This window comes from Providencia sp. PROV_01, assembly GCF_053098325.1.
The window spans coordinates 1,473,184-1,493,333 of the sequence record NZ_JBRFKD010000002.1 but is presented as its reverse complement, the minus strand read 5'-3'; the positions used below and the strand labels follow the sequence as shown (position 1 = coordinate 1,493,333).

At 38.0% G+C, this 20,150-nt stretch carries 10 protein-coding genes; 3 read left to right on the top strand and 7 right to left on the bottom strand.

The genetic code is table 11. The features are described from left to right. Positions 1 to 7: 7 nt before the first annotated feature. Positions 8 to 361: a DsrE/DsrF/TusD sulfur relay family protein gene (locus tag ACU696_RS07325; RefSeq protein WP_004913652.1), complete on the bottom strand. Its 354-nt coding sequence runs from the start codon at positions 359 to 361 to the stop codon at positions 8 to 10. Between the two features lie 12 nt (positions 362 to 373). After that, a complete protein-coding gene (acrR, locus tag ACU696_RS07320) occupies positions 374 to 1,024 on the bottom strand; it encodes a multidrug efflux transporter transcriptional repressor AcrR (RefSeq protein ID WP_123382367.1) in 651 nt (216 codons plus the stop codon). A gap of 134 nt (positions 1,025 to 1,158) precedes the next feature. Here acrR and ACU696_RS07315 point away from each other — a divergent pair, with 134 nt between their 5' ends. Beyond that, positions 1,159 to 2,346 carry an efflux RND transporter periplasmic adaptor subunit gene (locus ACU696_RS07315; RefSeq protein WP_004913654.1) on the top strand — a complete coding sequence of 396 codons (1,188 nt, stop codon included), beginning with the start codon at positions 1,159 to 1,161 and terminating at the stop codon, positions 2,344 to 2,346. Between the two features lie 15 nt (positions 2,347 to 2,361). After that, the gene (locus tag ACU696_RS07310; RefSeq protein ID WP_447343055.1) at positions 2,362 to 5,520 is read left to right on the top strand and encodes an efflux RND transporter permease subunit; all 3,159 of its coding nucleotides are present in this window, start codon (positions 2,362 to 2,364) and stop codon (positions 5,518 to 5,520) included. A 108-nt stretch (positions 5,521 to 5,628) separates the two neighbouring features. Here ACU696_RS07310 and ACU696_RS07305 read toward each other — a convergent pair whose 3' ends face one another. After that, complete coding sequence (locus tag ACU696_RS07305; RefSeq protein ID WP_209102415.1) at positions 5,629 to 11,820, bottom strand: TcdA/TcdB pore-forming domain-containing protein; 6,192 nt, start codon at positions 11,818 to 11,820, stop codon at positions 5,629 to 5,631. A gap of 965 nt (positions 11,821 to 12,785) precedes the next feature. On the opposite strand from ACU696_RS07305, the gene ACU696_RS07300 reads away from it, so the two are divergent. Then, positions 12,786 to 13,715, top strand: a complete 930-nt coding sequence (locus ACU696_RS07300) for a two-partner secretion domain-containing protein (protein WP_231136892.1) — start codon at positions 12,786 to 12,788, stop codon at positions 13,713 to 13,715. Between the two features lie 117 nt (positions 13,716 to 13,832). Here the strand turns inward: ACU696_RS07300 and ACU696_RS07295 are convergent, their stop codons facing one another. The 4 genes from ACU696_RS07295 to mazG all read right to left on the bottom strand — a co-directional run bounded on the left by ACU696_RS07295 (position 13,833) and on the right by mazG (position 20,064). Next, the gene (locus tag ACU696_RS07295) at positions 13,833 to 15,218 is read right to left on the bottom strand and encodes a DASS family sodium-coupled anion symporter (RefSeq protein WP_004913667.1); all 1,386 of its coding nucleotides are present in this window, start codon (positions 15,216 to 15,218) and stop codon (positions 13,833 to 13,835) included. Between the two features lie 486 nt (positions 15,219 to 15,704). Continuing rightward, positions 15,705 to 17,006: a phosphopyruvate hydratase gene (gene eno, locus ACU696_RS07290; protein ID WP_004260453.1), complete on the bottom strand. Its 1,302-nt coding sequence runs from the start codon at positions 17,004 to 17,006 to the stop codon at positions 15,705 to 15,707. A 65-nt stretch (positions 17,007 to 17,071) separates the two neighbouring features. Continuing rightward, on the bottom strand, positions 17,072 to 18,709 hold the full coding sequence (gene pyrG, locus ACU696_RS07285) for a glutamine hydrolyzing CTP synthase (RefSeq protein ID WP_004913671.1): 1,638 nt from the start codon (positions 18,707 to 18,709) through the stop codon (positions 17,072 to 17,074). Positions 18,710 to 19,269: 560 nt separating this feature from the next. Beyond that, positions 19,270 to 20,064: a nucleoside triphosphate pyrophosphohydrolase gene (mazG, locus tag ACU696_RS07280; protein ID WP_109912054.1), complete on the bottom strand. Its 795-nt coding sequence runs from the start codon at positions 20,062 to 20,064 to the stop codon at positions 19,270 to 19,272. Positions 20,065 to 20,150 lie beyond the last annotated feature (86 nt).

Sequence of the window (20,150 nt, the reverse complement as noted above, 5' to 3'; positions counted from 1 at the left end):
TAGAATATTAGAAAGTTAATACTTTATCAGCCGTTAATGTCCAGCTTGCAAGCTCGACCAATGTACCAACTTCAACACCATCAGCAAGGGTTAATTCACTCACACCACGGGCATCTGTACAAGTTTTGCATAATTTAACGGGAACATTTTGTGCCGTTAAAATCTCTAACATTTGTTGAAGGTTGTAGCCTTCTTTAGGCTTTTGAGCCGCTAAACCTGCTGTCACTGCATCTGACATCAGAAAAATTTTTAAATCTAACTGTGGCTCTTGCTCTTTTAACGTTATCGCTAATCGCAATGAGTTGAACAATGTTTCACTGCCGTAAGGTGCTCCATTGGCAATAATCAAGATAGAGGTCATGTCGGACTCCACTTATTCAGTTTGAATGGGTTTTAACCGGATCGCGGTATTACATTTTAGTGTTTCTAATAGTGTATCAACCAATGTAATTGTATGTTGATTAATATTAAAATTTTCTGATTGGAGTAGCCAGTTTTCTAACAAACCAGACGTTAATGAACGGATCATAATCGCGGCACACTCCACATCAAGGTCTGCTGGAAGCTGCCCCGCATCAATACAGGCAGTCAAGTTATCCACAATTCGGCATTGGCTTGCGACGTAATTAGCGCGTTTAAAATCAACTAACTCTGCCATTTCGCCAACTAATTCGCACTTCAAAAAGAAAATTTCCATCAAAGCGCGGTTTTTAGGGCTTTCAATAAAATCAGTCAAAATATAAACTAATAATTCTCTTAGTATTGAAAGTGGATCGTTGGTATATTTAGAACGATAATATTCTTCGGCTTGTACTATTTGGTTATCACCAAATTCACAAGCTTGATAAAAGAGATCAACTTTGTTTTTGAAATGCCAATATATTGCACCTCGGGTAACCCCCGCTGCTTTTGCAATATCGGCTAATGATGTGGCAGAAACTCCTCGTTCAGAGAATGTTTTGATGGCAGCATCTAATATTTCCTGACGGGTTTCTTCAGCCTGTTGTTTAGTTTTTCGTGCCATTGTGACCCGTTTCTATCGAAAGCTGATTTACATACATTCGTGTATGTTTGTACTATAGCACAGTGATAAATCATATTGTTTACCATTTTTCTTATTTTTGTTTTGAACTCATATTGATTAATTGAGGTTAACTTATGCGAAAAAACAGAGGGGTGTTACCTCTGGCTCTGTTAGTTCTTTCAGGTGGATTGGCTCTATCCGGTTGTAACGATGAACAACAAGGTGGCGGAGAACGCCCGGCGCCTGAAGTAGGAATTGTTACGCTTAAAGCCGAACCTCTGACGCTCAAAACCGAGTTACCAGGCCGAACATCCGCATTTCGTGTTGCTGAGGTTCGCCCTCAGGTTAGTGGCATCATATTGAAGCGCAACTATAAAGAAGGTAGCGACGTAGAAGCAGGGACATCTTTATACCAAATTGACCCGGCACCATTCCAAGCAACCTATGACAGCGCAAAAGCGGAGCTAGCAAAAGCACAAGCTAATGCGAATCTGGCTGCATTAACGGTGAAGCGTTATAAACCATTGTTAGGGACTAATTACATTAGTCGTCAGGAATACGACCAAGCAACGTCAACCTATGCGCAAGCACTCGCTGCCGTCAAAGCGGCTGAAGCGGCGGTTGAAACTGCACGTATCAACCTGAATTATACCAAAGTGACTGCACCGATTAGCGGCCGTACTGGCAAATCGAATGTGACTGAAGGGGCTTTAGTATCAACAGGGCAAACCACTGAATTAATGCGTGTTCAGCAACTTGATCCTATCTATGTTGACGTAACACAATCAAGTGACGATTTCTTACGCCTCAAAAATGAGATAGCGAAAGGCGCTGTACAGCGGGAATCAGGAAAAGCACCTGTCAGCTTGATCAACAACAACGGTCAAGAATACGCACAAAAAGGTGTTCTGGAATTCTCTGATGTCACTGTTGATGAAACAACAGGGTCTATCACGATGAGAGCTATGTTCCCTAACCCGAACAAAGAATTACTTCCAGGTATGTTTGTTCGTGCTGTATTAGAAGATGGTGTTATTGATAATGCGATTCTAGTTCCGCAACAAGGTTTATCTCGTACGGCTCAAGGAACTTCTCAAGTCATGGTTGTTGACGCTGAGAATAAAGTTGAAGTCAGAAAAGTTAAAGCAGGACAAGCAGTTGGCAACAAATGGCTGGTAACTGAAGGTCTAAAAGCAGGTGATCGTGTCATTGTCATCGGCTTACAAAAAATCAAACCAGGAATTGTTGTGAATCCTAAGGAAGCAAACTTAGAAACGCAATCCATAGACAATCAGGCAAAACCTGAAGAAAAGTCTAAATAAGGGAGCGGCTGATTAATGCCTAAGTTTTTTATAGAAAGACCAATTTTTGCGTGGGTAATTGCTATTATCACCATGCTTGCTGGTCTGTTGGCAATTATCCAGTTACCTGTTTCGCAGTACCCGACCATCGCGCCACCGGCTGTTTCTATTTCAGCTAACTATCCGGGAGCGGATGCTGAGACGGTACAAAATACAGTAACGCAGGTTATCGAACAGAACATGAACGGTATCGATAACTTGGTATATATGTCATCGAGCAGTGATTCATCAGGTTCTGCTAGCATTACGCTGACATTTGAAGCAGGAACTGATGGTGATATCGCGCAAGTACAAGTGCAAAACAAATTGCAACTGGCGATGCCATTGTTGCCACAAGAAGTTCAGCAACAAGGTATTAGTGTCGATAAATCAACTAGTTCATTCTTAATGGTTGCGGGTTTCGTTTCTAACGATGGCTCAATGGGGCAATATGATATTGCCGACTATGTAGGGTCAAATATTAAAGACCCACTTAGCCGAGTTAACGGTGTAGGTGAAACTCAACTGTTCGGTACCCAATATGCAATGCGTATTTGGCTAAAACCAGAGCAACTTGTTAAGTACAACATGACCACCACAGATGTCATTAATGCGATCAAGGTTCAAAATAACCAAGTCGCAGCAGGACAACTCGGTGGTTCACCATCTGTAGCAAATCAGCGTTTAAACGTTTCTATCATTGCGCAGACACGGTTAAATAGCCCTGAAGAATTTAGCAATATTTTATTACGTGTAAACCAAGATGGTTCACAAGTACGTATTAAGGATGTTGCTGAGGTCCAATTAGGTGCTGAAAACTATAGTACGATTGCCCGCTTTAATGGTAAGCCAGCAGCAGGTATCGGTATTAAACTGGCAACGGGAGCGAACGCATTAGATACGTCTAATAACGTTCGTGCCGCGCTTGAGGAAATGAAACCTTTCTTCCCTCAAGGGTTAGAGATTGTTTATCCATACGATACAACCCCATTTGTTAAAATTTCAATTAACGAAGTGGTTAAAACGTTAGTAGAAGCAATCATGCTGGTTGTTGTTGTAATGTATTTGTTCCTACAAAACATCCGTGCAACACTGATACCAACGATTGCAGTACCTGTCGTATTGTTAGGTACCTTTGCTATCTTGTCGGCATTTGGTTATTCCATAAACACGTTGACCATGTTCGCGATGGTACTCGCCATCGGGCTTCTCGTCGATGACGCCATCGTTGTTGTTGAGAACGTTGAGCGTGTTATGCAAGAAGAAGGCTTATCACCAAAAGAAGCGACCAAAAAATCAATGGGTCAAATCCAAGGTGCGTTAGTCGGTATTGCAATGGTGCTGTCTGCGGTATTTATCCCTATGGCCTTCTTTGGGGGTTCTACAGGGGCAATTTACCGTCAGTTCTCAATTACCATTGTATCCTCCATGATCTTATCAGTACTGGTTGCGATGATCTTAACGCCAGCACTGTGCGCCACCATGTTGAAGCCAATTGAAAAAGGCAGCCATGGTAGCCAGAAAGGGTTCTTTGGGTGGTTTAACCGTACATTTGAAAAACAAGCACACCACTACACCGACAGTGTAAGCCGTATGCTTAACGGTACTGGTCGTTATCTCGTCATTTACCTGCTGTTAGTGGTTGGTATGGCGTTCATGTTCGTTCGCTTACCGTCTTCCTTCTTACCGGCGGAAGACCAGGGGGTATTCTTGTCAATGATCCAATTACCACCGGGATCAACGCAAGAACAAACCCAAGCGGTACTAGATGAAGTGAATAACTACTACCATACCGAAGAAGCTAAAAACGTTGAATCGGTCTTTACCGTTGGGGGCTTTAGCTTCGCAGGTCAAGGACAAAATATGGGTCTTGCCTTCGTCGTTCTGAAAAATTGGAGCGAACGTAAAGGTGATGAAAACCACGTTGATGCGATTGTACAGCGTGCGAATATCGCACTGTCAAAAAAACAAGAGGCATTGATTTACGCCTTTAACCTACCCGCAATTGTTGAGTTAGGTACCGCAGACGGGTTTGACTTTGAGTTAGTTGATAAAGGTAACTTGGGGCATGATAAACTAATGCAAGCCCGTAACCAGTTGCTTGGATTGGCGGCTCAGCACCCAGAAATGCTTCAAGGTGTTCGCCCAAATGGTCAGGATGATACCTCGCAATACCGTATTTATATTGACCGACAAAAAGCACAGGCTCAAGGTGTCGCTATCAGTGATATCAACGCAACATTGAGTTCTATGTTTGGTGGAAGCTACGTGAATGACTTTATCGACCGTGGTCGTGTGAAGAAAGTTTACGTACAAGGTGACGCAGAAAGCCGTATGTTACCTTCTGACATCAGTAACCTGTATGTTCGTAATAACCAAGGTAAAATGGTTCCGTTCTCTGCATTTATGGACGAATCCAAAGATCCTTGGAAGTATGGTTCACCACGTTTAGAACGTTATAACGGTGTCCCTGCGATGAATATTCAAGGCCAAGCAGCTCCGGGACAAAGTACGGGTGATGCGATGCTGTTAATGGAAAAACTCACCACTGAAAACCTGCCTGAAGGAATTGGTTACGAGTGGACGGGTATGTCTTATCAAGAACGTTTAGCAGGTAACCAAGCCCCTGCACTGTATGCGATTTCTTTGATAGTGGTATTCCTGTGTCTGGCTGCTCTATATGAAAGCTGGTCTGTTCCATTCTCAGTTATGTTAGTGGTTCCATTAGGTATTATTGGTGCGTTATTGTTCACCAGTGTTCGTGGTTTAGACAACGACGTTTACTTTAAAGTGGGCCTCTTAACCACCATTGGGCTATCGGCGAAAAACGCAATATTGATTGTTGAATTCGCCAAAGACTTGATGGAAAAAGAAGGCAAAGGGTTAGTCGAAGCAACACTGAATGCAGTTAAAATGCGTTTACGACCAATTCTGATGACATCTCTAGCATTTATGTTAGGTGTTATCCCACTGGTATTTAGTAATGGTGCAGGTTCTGCATCCCAGAACTCAGTAGGTACTGGTGTTCTTGGGGGTATGTTCGCAGCAACCTCGCTGGCTATCTTCTTCGTTCCTGTATTCTTCGTGGTGATCCGTCGCCGTTTCTCGAAGAAATCAGAGGACATTGAACACAGTCACCCACCAACAGCTCAATAAACGCTGATGAATGACAAAAAGAGCCACTAAATGTGGCTCTTTTTTTATCTAAATGCTGATTCCTATAATGCGCTCTAATACATCATCCCAGTGGACAAAAATAAAAAATCAAGCCAAATTAATTTGGCTTGATAAGCCAATTGGTATAAGTTCAGTTCGTTCATTTTTTCCGTCTAGCATAATATCTACATTTAATTGTTCTATGTGACGCATAAAATTTATTCTGTCCGTTAATAAATCTATAATATCGGTAGAGTCTGACTGTCGTTTTGCTCTTTCATTAAAATATGTCGATAAATACATTAATCCGTAATTTTCCTTTAGCTTGTTAACTAGATTATCGAGTACTATATAATCATGCTCCTGCGCTATTTTAATCATCAAGTGGCGATAAGACTCAGATTTTGAACCATAGACTTCACGTAATATTAACGATGTGTCATTATGGATATCTGTAATAATGAGATCATTACCTTGCCGGTTAATGAACATCTTTCTCCAATTGTCAACTGACGGTATAATAATATCATCTACAGCATTATCTTTTGCGTTATTATCAATAATAATGGCACGATAAGCTTTCCAAGCATCTACACTAAATTCATATGTATCCCCCCCTTCTCCACCACTTAATATTAATGTATCAACATGAGCTATTTTAGATGGATTAATGATATCTGCCTCATGCGTTCCTTTAATTACAAATGAAGCACCTATCTTGTTCGATTCTTTTGTTCCATTGTCAGGCTGATAAAGTATTTCGTTCTTATCCGTTAGCATCATGAAGCCATTATCAATTTTCTTAATATTTTTAAATACTAACTCTGGGTATATTTTAATGCTATCAGCTATATTATTATTTGAACTCATATAGGTATTAATAACACCGAATGAATGTCGCATAGTATCAATATTAACAACTTGCTGACTATATAATTTACCGGTATTTCTATCAAATATAAATCCGTTTTGATTATCTGAATCAAATCCTAAAAATTGTAGCTCATGTTCTGATAACAAAGAGTGAGCAATAATAAATTTGCGATCAAAGTACCATGCAGGAATGATACTCTCATCTGAGCGCCTTAATCCCAATAAAGCAATTGCCTGTTTTGTTCCATTATAGTTGTCGTCAAGCTTTGATAACCAATTAGATGAATCTAATGTTTTTAACCAATGCTCATTAAATGCGACTATATCTATACTACCATCCGCATTAACTTGCTGTATCTTTCCTGACTTTCTTATAACAATAATATTTCCATTCCAATTAAAAACAGTGTTTATTTGTGTAATCGGGATTGAGTGTCCGTATATTTCTTGTGTGATAACCTTTGTTGTTGGATTATTGATATCAAATACATCTTGCCCCAAGCCTTCTTGACGATATAATCTATCTTTTTCTTTACTATAGAAAAAAAACACTTCCGTTTCACTGTCGTCAATTAAACTACCAACAAGTGTTAAATCAGCAGGGTTTTCAACAACCTTTGTATATTTATTTACACCAAGGTTAACCTTAATTAAAGTATTTGTGTCACGACGTAGCCAATAACGACGATTGATACCATTTTCATCTTTACCATCAATAGTTACTATCTTTGCAAGATTTAACGTAGAAAAATCTAACTTATCAGATTCTACTTCGCTAAGATTTTGACTGTAACGATCATTAGGTACATTATAATACATTTTTAAAATATGGTATCCCGAACTATTTATTTTTGTTGGTGAATTCGCTAAATATTCTAACAGCTTACTACTATTAAAAATATTAACGAGTTCAGATTTTTTTCCATCTATTTTATATTTAGTGAAAATTTCGTCATTATTATCATGATGAGTTAAACTAAAATAAATATTTTCATGCTCCCTCCATAGCTTATGTACTTTAAACGGTGATGATTTCTCATCAGCTAAATAATAATTATTATCGAGTTGACCACCATTATTAATATTGCTCCGCCAAATAATATTTTCTTCCTGAGAAAAGAAATAGGCATACTCTGCATCAATAGTTCCGAGTGTAGGCAAATGATAGATTTTATTTATTGAATTAGTAAAAAGCATTCTTTTTGTTGCGACCTCATAAAAAGCTCTCCCAACATTTTTCTTACCATATATATAATCATCAACTACAATAAAGTTACCGTGCAATTGGTGTTTATCAGCCAATTCATTTAGGTGCTGTTCAATTGACTGGCCTTTATTACTCCACTGTCGACCATCCTCTCTGATAACTTGAATGAGTTTATTTTTAAAATCTACCTCACGAACTTCATGCTCTGAATTAACTAAAATAACTTGATCAGATAAGGCACTTGGATCAATATTTATATTTAAACTGCCAATTCTTAGATAACCATCATTAACTTCTACTGTAGGATCACCGCCATCAATCAAACTTGTATCAATAACCCATTTTGAATTATGCTTAAAATTTGAATCATTTATTAATGTAATATTAACACCATGGTTAATACTAATAATATATTCACCACCCGCTCCGCTAAGGTTATAAGATAGTTTCCCATACCATTCACTGGATATTTTAGGCACGGCAATATGTGCTTTATTTATGGGTAAAATAATATTTGTTTTGGTACTGACATATTCATGATAAATTCTAGTTATAATATACTCACCAGGAAAAGAATAAAAATCATAATCAAATTTATCTGTTTCTTCTAATCTCCGCAAAACATTAAAACCATAATCATAACGAGTCAATGCACCTGGAAATAGATTAAAAGAATAATTAATATATGACTTTGGCACCCCTGGTAAAATAACGGTATCTGTCTCTTGAAATGGAATGTCATGCTTGCTCTGATAACCAAGTCCTTCTCGAATATTAATGGCTTGTTTTTTATCAACCACCGAATAGGGAAGATACGCTGCCCAAGCAATATAATCTTTGCGCCCACTACCATTTCCACTGCGATGGGGCTGTGTACGGTAGAGATACTGGCTATCAAAGTTAATTTTTTTTGAGCGTAAGTCAATACGATCAAATACAGCCAAAGGACGTGGAACTAAGATCCGTTTACCACTTTTATTATCTATTTGATAATCAAATCCATTCCCACTATACGCATCATCTAAATGTTGGAAGTAGACCCCAACTTCTTTCGCATGCTCGCCAATTTCAGCATATGCACGTGCTAGTCCCACAATTCCAATTCCGAGGCCACCAACAATCACACCCACACCACCAAATACAGCAGCTGCCTCTGTAGCTCCGACAATACCTGCACCAATTGTTGCACCACTTAATAGTAAACTTGCTGAATCGAATGCCAGCTGAGTTCCAAATACAGCCTTTTGTGGATCATTTTCTGCATGTGTTAATTCATAAATATCAAACCCAACCATTGCGCCTTGAAAAGCAGTACCGATCCCTTCATTAGCTACCCGGGCAAATGATGATGAAAAAGTCTTCATCGCAGAGTGGGTAATTCCCGCCTCCTCACACCAAAGCGTTTTAACTAACTTTACAACCTTTGTCACATCATTTACTGCACCATGCGCCATCATACTATAAGTGACATAAGCATGAATTTTTAATGCTTCCGCTAAATTTGATGACATGCCACTGCTTATGTTTTGTCTATTTTTATTCGCAGCCCACTGAATTAATGCGTGAACGGCCATTCCCATGTTCATTCCATCAACATGTTCCGCATTACCTATGCCACCTCGGCGCCGTAATTCAGAATGGTGAAATTCGTAGCTTTGTTCAAATGTATTTATATTTTCATTAAAGTACTCTTTAAATTCCATCAAAGTACTATCTGTTGTTTCAATCCAGCGCTCTCGAAATGCGATGTCTTTATTAATAAATTGAATGCGGTATTTTCCCTCCTCAGTCATTTCTATACTAGAAAAATTAGGTAACCATGTTTCATCTAATTGATACTGTTCAGATATCTCATTAAATACTCTCTCAATTTTGTCCCCCCATCGTTCAGCGGTCAAAATTGTTAACGATGCTTTTATATTTAACTCTTTAGTAATTTGTATTTGATTTTCAATAAATTTAATCGTATTTTTACGCCTTTCAGCAACAAGATTCAAATCATCTGTATTGGATAAATCTGATACGACTAATCCCCCGCCCACTGCCACATTTCTCATCCCGTCAACATCAATAGAAATTAATTCAAAAATAGGTTTCGAATCAGAGCCTAAAGCAACATATAATTTAGCCATTTTTTTATTTATCATAAACTTATTTAGAGCTGAAAAAAGTTTATGACTACTTTCAAATGTAAATATACCGAAATTAGGATCGTAAAAATAATAGGTTACACTATCTTCATATACAATTTTCCCCAACATCATCGCATGCTTCTGGCTATTTAAGGCATACATTTTCGTTGCATTCCCCTCAGTTAATCTAGCCTCAATAGCATTTAAATCTAGGTTACCTTGAGAACTCGAAGACTGTACCGCTTCAATATTTGAATGAAGCCTTATTAATGATTTTTTTAATAGAATTGAGCTGTTATCTGTTGGTGATGCGGCAGCTAAAAAGAGTTTGTCGAGTAGTACATTACTACCATTTGGCCCATTCTCCTCTAATGCAACAGCCATAGCTCTAACAAGCGGATAACAGCGACCATCTGACATATCTCCCATTAAAGGTAAATAAAAATCTTGGGGGGATAGCCTAGAATTTATACTGCCCTCTCTCTTAAATAATTCATTTATTTCCCTCGTATTTTCTAAAATTTGATGACGACCTTCGTTATCTATCGTATTTTGAATATGCCTATACAATGCGCCACGTTCTGTCACGCTCAATTCAGGATTTAAATATAGAGCCATCATCTCTGATGAAGTCATTTCTTGATTAAAGCCTCGAATATCAGTTTTATTATAGTTATCATAACCTTCATTAAATTTATCATTAGCAATATTACGATCTCGCATCACCGCCAATTTATATTCTTTATTTAGCGCTATATTCGTAACACCGTTACCAAGTTCTTCATTTACGACTTGAACAACAGAGTCAATTCCAGTCTTATTTTTTATTTGTAGCCATAACCTGCTTTTTTCTACAGATAATGACTCAGTTAATATCGATAAATGTTTTTGAGAATAGTAATCTTTAATAATTTTTTTTATTTCCAGAATTGATATTAATTTATCGATCCTTATATTTTCGTCATTACTTCGTATTGACTTACTCTTTAGATTGCTTAATTCAACTTTAAATTCATCAATTTGTTTAATTAATTGATTGATTTTATCATAAATTTTATTTTTAACCTTGCCATTTAAATCAACCCATGATTTTATTGCTGAGTTCTCCAGCGAAAACCCCCCATCAATATATTCACCTTCTGAAACCTGGTCCGTATTTATACCAAATTCTTTTGCTATTTCTTTTAATTTATTCTGTGATGCATGGCGATATCGATTGAATTTTTCTAATTGTTTCTCGGAAAATTGATTATCAACATAATAACCTATCATAGAACTTTCGTTGTTACGTAGCTTAGGAATAGGTGTTCCATTGATCAATTCATATTCTTGCTTTTGTAATAATAACCGCCAATGGCCATCCTTAAAATACATATACGCCATCGCAAGGCCTTCATCTGAGCCTGGAACTTGGTAGTCCATATAATCAAATGCCATTACAACGTTATCATACAATATAGAACTATTCACACGGCCATCATGATAAACACGATAGGTTGTTTCATTCAGCTTAGTAACAATAACGGAGCACCCTGTTAAAGAGCCCGTGAATAAAAAACTATCCTCAGCAGCCTGAATAGGTATATCAACATAAGCAGGCGTTGCACTGGACTGATTAGCCCCGTTATAACCTAAAAAATAAGCATGGAATGCTAATGAAGGCGAGATGCTTGAAGGCTCATATCTATATTCAACCGCATAACTATTCGGACCAATTTTAACTAAGTGTGCACGTCCATAAGGTGGTATTTTACCCATTGTTGTCATGCTATCCCCACTAATCGCATGCAAGCGGGTAAACGATAATGTGTCTGCAAGAAAGTTCTTAACATCAGGACTTGCTGGACTATTTTTAAGTGGCATACTGCCAAATAATCCAGATTTTAAACGACTATCACGCAGTACTTGTGCAACTAAATTAGAGTTAACTGTATCATAGCCCATCTCTTGCACTGTTCTCAGTAAAATTTGTTTTATTTGGCGAATTATTAATAATGATTCTTTATTAATAATTAGAAAATTATTATTTTTTTTAATTTCATCCATTTTATAAATGGAATTTTTTAATAAACAACTATTATTAAACATATAATTAAATCCTTTTATTTACCTATGTTATATAAGAGCATCTCCACATATCAAGAATTACATTTTATAAAAAATAATTCCATTAACAATCATTAAACAAATAATAAAATAAATATAATAGCTATCATTATCTTTTACAGGGATTATATAAGCAATAAGAATACAACTTTCTAAACTTAATATCTTAGCCGATAGAACTGGGGGAAAATACCAAGCTATTAGGCCGGTTCATTTCATTTGAGAGCTATCAATATCAGTGTCAAGACAGTTTTCTTTAGCTTCAAAATACCATTGATATCAAGGTGCTGGTACAAACAATGAATTTTTCATTACGTGGCGACGGTTATTTTGTAATATGTAGCACAGATAAAATACAGATAGGGGAAAATCAATTTAGTGATATTTCTAGTTTATTCTCAATAGCCTATTAGATTTACTACCAAACATAATATGTTCGGTATCAGTCTGATACCGGTCATTAGACTAGCATTTTTTATTTGGTAATCTTTGTAATCTACGCCATCACTACATTATCAAAAGGAATCGAACTATTAATTCTCCCATCATGATAGACCCGATAAGTTGTTTCATTTAGTTCAGTAACGATCACAAAACTATCAGAAAGTGTACGTGTAAATAAAAATTTTGCTTTAGATGAGTACTTGGGTATATCGATATAAACGAGCGATTTTTTACCTGATGATTGCCGTTATATCCTAGTAAAACGAATTGAACATCAACTTTATTATAAATTGTAGGAATGTGACTTAAATGATTTAATATCTACACTTGCAACTCTATTTGTTACACTTACCCAACTAATCGTTGTTGATTTTAATTTTGCATCATTAAAATTTAAAATAATTATTTTTATAGCATCCATGTTAAATTTTAATATACTAATGAAAAATAAAATAGATTATATTTAATTACACCTATTAGGGTTATTATTACAAGGAAACGTAATGAATAAAAAAATGCAATTTATCTTTCTAACAAACTCTTTTTTATCATGTTTGAGTTTTTCTTCCTTTTCTCAAGCCGATGTATCTAAAGCAAAATTAATTAATATCGAAGCTCCTCTAAAAAATCATATTTCATTTAACTCTTTTGAGAGTTTATCTTCTAATGATCATGGTCTCATTTTTAATAATGATATTAATGATAATAATCAACTTGCAAACAAAGCTGCAAAACTAATATTGGCTGAAGTGACAGGAACAGAAGAAAGTAAAATTAAAGGTGTCCTCGGTATTAAAGGACAAGCCGCGAACCTAATTATTGCTAATCCCAATGGGATCTCATGGGCTGATGGCTCCATAAGTAATATTAATAGCTTATCTTTAATTGCAGGTAAGTTAGAAAAACAATATGTTAAAAATAAAGAAACGAAGCAGCTTGAAGCAAAAGCACTAGATGAATACAGTCAATTGAAATTCTCAGTTAGCCCCGCAAGCCAAATCAACATCAGCCAACAGCATGCCAGCCCGTTACAGCTTTCTAAACTGAATGTGTTCGCCGATCGAATAAAACTACAAAATGCACTAAATATTACGGCTGCGGTTCAAAATTATCTGAGTACATCCGGAAGTGCTTCAATTTCCCCACGAGAAGCAGTCATTCACTCAGGCTCTAAATTTAAAACGGATACACCTTATAGCCAAGGCAGCCACCTAGAACTGGGAGAAAATACCAAGCTATTAGGCCGGCTTATTTCATTTGAAAGCCATCAATATCAGTGTAAAGACAGCTTCCTTTGTCCTCAAAATACAATTGATATCAAAGGTTTGATACAAACAATGAATTTTTCATTACGTGGCGACAGTGATTTTGTAATGCACGGCACAGGTAAAATACAAATAGGGAAAAATCAGCAAGTGCTTGTCGCACAGTAATGAAAAACGGGCTCATTTTTAATGAGCCCGTAGGTCGTTGGGAAAGTGAAATAAAAATGTGTTTCTCTCACTTTATACTTTTAGCTAAAATCAATTTAGTGATTTTTCTTGTTTGCTTTATAGCCAAAAGAACCAAGCAAATAGAGAGATAACAATAATACATGCTACGTTCAGAACTGCACCGACCCGTACCATTTCAATTTGCCTGATATAACCAGAACCAAATACAATCGCATTTGGCGGAGTCGCAACAGGCAACATAAACGCACAAGAGGCACCAATACCAATAATCATAGTTAATACAATAACTGGCATACCTAATGCTTCCGCAACAGTAGCAAAAATAGGAACTAACAGGGCGGCACTTGCAGTATTACTCGTAAATTCAGTCAGGATGATAATAAAGGTTGTCACCGCTAAGATAATCACAAACCAATGACTTGTCCCAAATGTCATCTGCATCCAGTCAGCCATAATTTTACTAGCGCCTGAAGAACTTAAAATTGCACTGAGAGTCAACCCCCCACCGAACAGCATCAATACGCCCCACTCGGTATTTTTTTGGATTTGTGACCAACTAGCAACCCCTGTTATACCAATCAAAATTGCAGCAATCATAGCAATAATGGTGTCGAGATCCTTCACACCACCAAGTGCTTCACTAATAAATGTACTGGTGATCCAACAAACTACCGCAAATAGGAAGATCCCCATTGCTGTAATACGTTTGCCATTCCATTTAACATGCTCTAATTCAATTTCAAAACGGTGTTTCAGATTTGGGCGTAACATCATGTACATCAATACAAACATCATCGGTAGTAAAACTACCATGATTGGAATGCCGTATTTCATCCACGATAAGAAATCTAAACCTAATGCAGCAGCGGCAATTGCGTTTGGTGGGCTACCCACAATAGTTCCTAGACCACCAATACTGGCACTATAAGCAACACCTAATAAAACAAACACAAACGTATTACGTTCATGACGTACATCGAGATTAGATAAAATACCTAATACAAGGGGTAACATCATTGCAGCAGTTGCTGTGTTACTAATCCACATTGATAGCAGCGCGGTAACACCAAACAACAGTAATACTGCGACTGATAAACGACCACGTGCAGCCATTAGTAAGCGGTTAGCAATTAGACGGTCTAAGCCTTGAATATGCAAAGCCGTCGCTAAAGCAAAGCCACCGAAGAATAGGAAAATAATTGGGTTTGCGAATGATTTAAGCGCTTCCCCTGTATTCATTAATCCAAGCCCAACCGCTAAGATAGGAATACAAAGTGCAGTAATAGTGACATGGATAGCTTCAGTTAGCCAAAGCACACCAATGAAAACCATCATTGCAAGGCCTGCATTTGCCTTGTCATCAAAAGGCAAATATTTTAAAAGTAAGATCAGTAGAACAATATCAACCGCTAAAATGATCCAACCCCGTTTATTGGATGGGGTCGGACTGACCGCTGGTTGTAGGGATTCGGAAGCGTCCATGTAAACTCCATTAGCTCGGAAGCAAATTATTTTCGAGTATTATTGTTAATATTTTTTTGCAAGAGCTGGAATATAAAGTTAATTGTATGAAATTAAAATGTGGAGGAACTAAAAGTGCGATCTACACCGTATAATTTCATCGTTTTTCATGTAAACTCCAAAAAACCTACCCATTCACTCGTAAAAATCGAAGAATTAAATACTAAAATAGCTACTATAAATTAGCATATTATTTCTAAAGAGACGTATATCAATCAACTATCTAATTGATTGATTTTAAATTGATTATTAAATATAAAGTGAGTCAATAAAAGGCTGATCAATCATTAAGCTTACTAAAAATCCAATCAAATTTATTATGATACATTAGAGATAATCATAAATTACTGGGAATATATAGTGAAAATGGCTTCCTCAGCAAAGGTTTCAGTCGAAAAAAAGGAAGCCATCGGCTTCCTTTCGTATAAATTGGTTAACGAACTAAAATTACGCTTGGCCTTTAACTTCTTTTAAGCCATTGAATGGTGCATTTTTACCTAATGCTTCTTCAATACGAATCAGTTGGTTATATTTAGCAACACGGTCAGAACGGCTCATTGAACCCGTTTTGATTTGGCCTGCAGCTGTACCGACTGCTAAATCTGCGATAGTTGCATCTTCAGTTTCGCCTGAACGGTGAGAGATAACAGCTGTATAGCCTGCATCTTTCGCCATTTTAATTGCAGCCAAAGTTTCAGTTAAAGAACCAATTTGGTTGAATTTGATCAGGATAGAGTTAGCAATGCCTTTATCAATACCTTCTTTCAAGATCTTAGTGTTCGTTACAAACAGGTCGTCACCAACCAGTTGGATTTTGTCACCAAGAACTTTAGTTTGGTATGCGAAACCATCCCAGTCAGACTCATTCAGACCATCTTCAATAGATACGATTGGGTACTGTTTAGTCAGTTCTTCTAAATAGTGAGTGAACTCTTGTGAAGTGAAGGTTTTACCTTCGCCTTTCAGCTCATAATTGCCTGTTTCTGCGTTATAGAACTCAGATGCTGCACAGTCCATTGCCAGTGTTACGTCTTTACCTAATACATAACCTGCTTGCTCAACCGCCTCTTTAATTGCTGCTAATGCCGCTGCGTTTGACTCTAAGTTAGGCGCATAACCACCTTCATCACCTACAGCAGTGTTCATACCTTTAGATTTCAGTACTTTTGCTAAGTGATGGAAAATTTCAGAACCCATACGAACAGCTTCTTTCAGCGTTGGTGCGCCAACAGGCTGGATCATGAATTCTTGGATATCAACGTTGTTATCTGCGTGCTCACCACCATTGATGATGTTCATCATAGGTAGAGGCATAGAGTATTGACCGTGAGTACCATTCAGGTCAGAAATGTGCTCATACAGAGGCATACCTTTCGCTGCCGCAGCTGCTTTAGCATTTGCTAAAGATACAGCCAGAATTGCGTTTGCACCAAATTTAGATTTGTTCTCAGTGCCATCGAGATCAATCATGATTTTATCGATGTTAGCTTGGTCTTTAGCATCTTTACCGATCAGCGCTTCTGCGATTGGACCATTAACAGCAGCAACTGCTTTCAGAACACCTTTACCCAGAAAACGTGCTTTATCACCGTCACGCAGTTCCAGAGCTTCACGAGAACCTGTTGACGCACCTGATGGTGCTGCAGCTAAACCAACAAAGCCACCTTCTAAATGAACTTCAGCTTCTACAGTTGGGTTACCACGAGAGTCAATGATTTCACGACCGATCACTTTAACAATTTTGGACATTAGGTTTTCCTCAGTACAAGTTAAATTTTGGGAAGTTGGTGCACCTGCGCCGACTTCCCCATATCTTATTTCAACTCACCTTTCTGGTACTTACCAGCGGCTTTAACAAAACCTGCAAACAACGGATGACCATCTCTTGGTGTAGAGGTGAACTCTGGGTGGAACTGACAAGCCACAAACCATGGATGATTTGGGTTTTCAATAATTTCCACCAGCTTGTTATCTACTGAACGACCTGCAATTTTCAGGCCCGCATCTTCAATGCGTTTCAGCAGTAAGTTGTTCACTTCATAACGGTGGCGGTGACGTTCAATAATGGTTTCTGAACCATACATCTCACGTACAAGGCTACCATTCACTAGGTGGCATGGTTGACTACCAACACGCATTGTTCCACCAAGGTCGCTCTCTTCTGAACGCACTTCAAGGTTACCCTCTTCGTCACGCCATTCTGTAATCAGCGCAACAACTGGGAATTTACAATCCGCTTTAAATTCTGTTGAATTTGCATCTGCCATATTGGCCACATTACGTGCAAATTCAATCAATGCAACTTGCATACCCAAACAAATCCCTAAGTAAGGGATCTTGTTTTCACGTGCATATTGAGCAGTCAGAATTTTACCTTCAATACCACGCTCACCAAAACCGCCTGGCACTAAAATAGCATCTAAATCTTTTAGTAACTCAACACCACGCGTTTCGATGTCTTGTGAATCAATCAATTTGATATTCACAGTTAAACGGTTTTTCAATCCACCGTGTTTTAATGCTTCAATTACAGATTTATACGCATCTGGTAACTCAACATATTTACCAACCATTCCAATGGTGACTTCACCTGCAGGATTAGCTTCTTCGTAAATAACTTGTTCCCACTCAGATAAATTAGCTTCTGGCGCATCAATGCGGAAACGGTTACAAATGTACTCATCCAAACCTTGTGATTTTAACAAGGCTGGAATTTTATAAATTGAATCAACGTCTTTGAGAGAAATAACCGCTTTCTCTGGCACATTACAGAACAATGCGATTTTTGCACGTTCATTTGCTGGGATCACTCTGTCTGAGCGACAGATTAACACGTCTGGCTGGATACCAATTGACAGCAATTCTTTCACAGAATGTTGAGTTGGCTTAGTTTTCACTTCACCAGCTGCTGCAAGGTAAGGCACTAATGTTAAGTGCAAATATAAAGTACGCTCACGGCCGACTTCTGCAGCCATTTGACGAATCGCTTCAAGGAATGGCAATGATTCAATATCACCCACTGTACCACCAACTTCAACCAAAACAACGTCATGGCCTTCGCCACCACGGATGATGCGGTCTTTAATTTCATTAGTGATATGAGGGATAACTTGAATTGTAGCGCCTAAGTAGTCGCCACGGCGCTCTTTGCGCAGAACTTCAGAGTAAACACGCCCAGTCGTAAAGTTATTACGACGAGTCATTTTAGTACGGATGAAGCGCTCATAATGACCCAAATCTAAGTCAGTTTCAGCGCCGTCTTCTGTAACGAAAACTTCCCCGTGTTGGGTTGGGCTCATTGTGCCTGGATCTACGTTGATGTAGGGATCCAGTTTCATAATAGTCACATTGAGTCCACGGGCTTCGAGTATAGCCGCCAAAGAGGCTGCGGCAATGCCTTTACCCAGAGAGGATACGACCCCGCCGGTCACAAAAATATAATTAGTTTTCATGCTGAACCTGAAAGTTTAGGTTTAAAAGATGATGGATATAACAGGACGGGAAAACAGTATACCCGAACCTTAATTTCGCTACAAATGTTCTAAGCATAATAAGGCTAAATTTCATCAATACTCTAATATTATCAGCAAGTTAAAAGCGAAAATTATTTATCGCTTCAAAATTAGTCATCTTTGTCTATTTTCATAGATTAACACAGTTCAAATGCAAAAGCTAAATCCTTTCAGCTCATTGTATGGTATAAAAAATGCGATTCTGCACTAACTTTGATTTTGAATAACTATTTACTCTACTTGTCGCTATTTAACACCTCAATATTTCACGTCACCCATTATTTTTGAAGCTTTGTTTGGTGCTATTGAATGAAGTGCTTTTAGAACAAACCAACAACCGCCAGATTTTAAAACAACTAATGGTTTAAACAATTGCAGACAAGGTTCGCATTACAGCTAGGCGGCAAGAGAGGATATCTTCGGGGAGCATACACTAAGTATGTGACCCGAGTAGCCGAACGCAGCCAACAACGCTGTAGTGCGAAATATGACGAGCCATTTTATTCTTGGCTCTTAACCTGCTGCCAAAGCGCCTCCATCTCATTAAGTGTAGCACTTTCTGTCGTTTTACCACTTTCCGCGAGGCTTTTTTCGATTTGGCGAAAACGACCTTCGAATTTGTTACACGCTTTTTGCAACGCTATTTCAGGTTTATAACCTAAATGGCGTGATAAATTCACGGTTGCAAACAATAAGTCGCCAATTTCCTCTTCTAAGCGCGACTGGTCAACAACCGCCTGAGTGGCTTCTTCCATCACTTCTTCAAGTTCTTCATGAACTTTACCAACAACAGGGCCTAGCGTATCCCAGTCAAAACCAACTGACGCACAACGTTTTTGAATTTTATAGGCTTTCATTAGTGCTGGGAGTGAATTTGGAATATCATCTAGCACAGAAAATTGCGATTTTTCAGCTCGCTCTTTGGCTTTTCGTTTTTCCCATCCCTCAATCACTTCTGTGCTACTCAGTGTATTATTTGCATCGAAAATATGAGGGTGGCGATGTTCGAGCTTATCACTAACAGATTGGCAGATATCGCTAAAATCAAAGAGTGATTTTTCATTCGCCATTTGCGCATAGAAAACCACTTGGAATAATAAGTCTCCCAACTCACCTTTTAAGTCGCTAAAATCTTCACGTTCTATCGCATCAAGCACTTCATAAGTTTCTTCAAGCGTATAAGGCGCAATAGTTTTAAATGTTTGTACCTTATCCCATGGGCACCCTGTTTGCGGATCTCGAAGCTGCTTCATAATTGATAATAAACGTTCGATTTGAAGATTTGTCTGACTCATTGTATTAACCTTTAATTTTTTTGTTTCTAGTTGTCCTTTATCCCAAACTTATCAGAGTTGATGAGCAATCGACAAATTTTTCCCAA

Coding starts and splice junctions, on each gene's coding strand:
- ACU696_RS07325 (WP_004913652.1), bottom strand. CDS start 361: ATGACCTCTATCTTGATTATTGCCAATGGAGCACCTTACGGCAGTGAA.
- acrR (WP_123382367.1), bottom strand. CDS start 1,024: ATGGCACGAAAAACTAAACAACAGGCTGAAGAAACCCGTCAGGAAATA.
- ACU696_RS07315 (WP_004913654.1), top strand. CDS start 1,159: ATGCGAAAAAACAGAGGGGTGTTACCTCTGGCTCTGTTAGTTCTTTCA.
- ACU696_RS07310 (WP_447343055.1), top strand. CDS start 2,362: ATGCCTAAGTTTTTTATAGAAAGACCAATTTTTGCGTGGGTAATTGCT.
- ACU696_RS07305 (WP_209102415.1), bottom strand. CDS start 11,820: ATGTTTAATAATAGTTGTTTATTAAAAAATTCCATTTATAAAATGGAT.
- ACU696_RS07300 (WP_231136892.1), top strand. CDS start 12,786: ATGAATAAAAAAATGCAATTTATCTTTCTAACAAACTCTTTTTTATCA.
- ACU696_RS07295 (WP_004913667.1), bottom strand. CDS start 15,218: ATGGACGCTTCCGAATCCCTACAACCAGCGGTCAGTCCGACCCCATCC.
- eno (WP_004260453.1), bottom strand. CDS start 17,006: ATGTCCAAAATTGTTAAAGTGATCGGTCGTGAAATCATTGACTCTCGT.
- pyrG (WP_004913671.1), bottom strand. CDS start 18,709: ATGAAAACTAATTATATTTTTGTGACCGGCGGGGTCGTATCCTCTCTG.
- mazG (WP_109912054.1), bottom strand. CDS start 20,064: ATGAGTCAGACAAATCTTCAAATCGAACGTTTATTATCAATTATGAAG.